The organism is Candidatus Termitispirillum reticulitermitis, assembly GCF_054655775.1.
Genome location: NZ_BAAIHG010000113.1, coordinates 1 through 2,466 on the forward strand (window position 1 = coordinate 1; position 2,466 = coordinate 2,466).

Here is a 2,466-nt window from a genome sequence, read left to right on the forward strand (position 1 = left end):
GGAGAAGTTGCGGACACAGATTAGTGCATTGACTAAGGCTGCAAACAATGCGCAGGACGCCGTTTCATTTTTACAAACAGCAGATGGCGGCATGGAAGTTATAGGCGATATGCTACAACGTATGCGTGAGCTTGCGAATCAGGCGGGCAATGGTAGCCATACGAGTAATGATAGACGGGAGCTGCAAAAAGAGTTTGAGCAGCTCAAGGCGGAAATTAACAGGGTATCAAACGCAACGGAGTTTAATACCAAGAGGTTATTATCAGGCGATGCTGCAGGTTTATGGTCGGCAACGAGCGATGATGTTGATGTTATATTCAGGAGTGCCCCTGTATCAGGAGACTACAAGCTAACATTTAGCACTACGGCAGGGGAGAATGCAGTCTATCAGACAGCACAGCTGATGGACTATACGAAACGTCTCAGCTACCCTAAGGGGATAACGAATGTTGTAGTAGAGGGGCTGGATAACGAAGCAGTGAAGTTCACCGTGAACGATGATACGGTACATATAGTGCCGACTCCCATTAACATTTCCAACTGGGCGGTGCCGACGACTGGCGGGCTTCATACAAATGTTGCCGTTGGATTACAGGTATTAGAGAGACAAGCAACCTTTGGAGCTTTTACAATCTACGAAGATGGTGCTCCTGCGGTAATATACCCTAATCTAACTCCATACGAATATGCCTATCAGAACTGTTCAGGCTATTATTTTGCACTTGAAATGGTTTCCGGTAGTGATGCCGTAGATGGTGTGCACACACTATCCTCCTCATATGCTGCTCTTAATCCCAGCTCTGATTTCATAAACCTCGCTGATGGAACAAGGGCATACAGGACATCAGGTTCGGGTAGCGACCCCAACAAATTTATTCGCGTCTACTATATGGACCCCGCTGACGGAACAAAACACTATCCTTCTCTATTGGGTGAGTATAGCTTTGGTGGTGGCATACAGTATAGAACAACTATTATGGTACAGAAACCTAATGGAGACTGGAGTTACCTTCAACCTTTTTTTAACTTAAATGATGTTAATAGTATGGCTGTTGGCGACAAAGCACTTTTATACTATCAAACAAACAGCCCTGATGTTGAGGTTAAGCAACACGGTAATTGGATTAGTCCAACCACCAACTGGAATATCAATCCTGCGAATATGGATGGTATCAAGAATGTTCGCATAGAAATTGACGTGCCTAATGGAACGAATACTGCTGGTGGCAATGTTATCCCGCAGGTATTCTGGGATGTTCGTGACCCTTTTGGTCACGTTGAGTTCACAGCTATGACTATAGAGAATGGGGAATTCAAGGAGATAAAGATTCGTTGGGATAGGGACTGGAACGTGCCGGAGGATGAGATAGGCGGCACTTGGGGCTGGATAGTGACGACACCAGCAGATGTCAAGTTGAAGGATGCTACTGCTGGTGGCAGATATGTATTTAGTAACGATGATGGCAAAAAGCTATTAGACAATACGCAGACGTTAAGCATATATGGGAATAATAAGAATGTTGACGTATACATAGAGGGAGAAGATACTGTTGCTGATTTAGTCAAGAAGCTAGCCGATGCGATAGGTTTGTTAGGTATGGCAGGGGACATATCTGTTGATAATCTCGTTAAGATTGTTGAGCCTAATACAGCCACCACCACCAGTGGGGGAGTGGGCAATTATGCGATTGCCGGCACTATATTTTTGCAGACTGCACTAACAGGGGGAGCATCAGAGTTAAGGTTTGCAGGAGATGAGGCGTTATTAAATGCGCTGGGCATATCAACTATACAGAAAGCAGAGGCTAGTGGCATAAATGCAACAGTGTCTGATGCGCACACGGGCAGACTAGTAGGCAGCGACACGGTATCGGACTTTATGCTACGAGGAGTTATAAAGGGGGTTGATATAAAGTTTGCGTCTGATATTGGAGTGAAGGCAAGTTTTAACGCTACAACAGGACAGGTTATATTTACCCCTGATGCTACTAAGCCTGTATATTTACATATAGTTGATAATTCTACCAGAGTGCAGACAGGTTCGGACGAGGGGCAATATATAGATATTACCATAGGGCGTATGGATACTATTGCACTTGAGATAGATGATGTCTATGTAGTCACTATGGAAGATTCGCAGAGAGCATTAAGCAAGATAGATACAGCATTAGAGCGAGTGAATAGTGCTCGTTCAAACATTGGGGCGAAAATAAACAGGCTGGAATACGCACAGAATAATATTAGAGTGACGAAACAGAACACTATAGCAGCAGAGTCTCGCATAAGAGACCTAGATGTAGCGTCAGAATCATCTTCATTTACCAATAACCAAATCATAGTGAACGCAGCAGTGGCTATGCTAGCTCAAGCTAACCAATTGCCACAACTGGCTCTGCAATTGATAGGAAGGTAGATGAAAGCTGCTCTAACGCTCTTTTAGAATATGCCTCTTGACAAACACTCCAT

At 44.3% G+C, this 2,466-nt stretch carries 1 protein-coding gene; it reads left to right on the forward strand.

What is annotated here, in order from left to right:
• Positions 1 to 2,413, forward strand: a 2,413-nt coding sequence (locus AC1MDJ_RS07525) for a flagellin N-terminal helical domain-containing protein (RefSeq protein ID WP_479690306.1), incomplete at its 5' end; no start/stop codon positions are given.
• Positions 2,414 to 2,466: the final 53 nt, after the last annotated feature.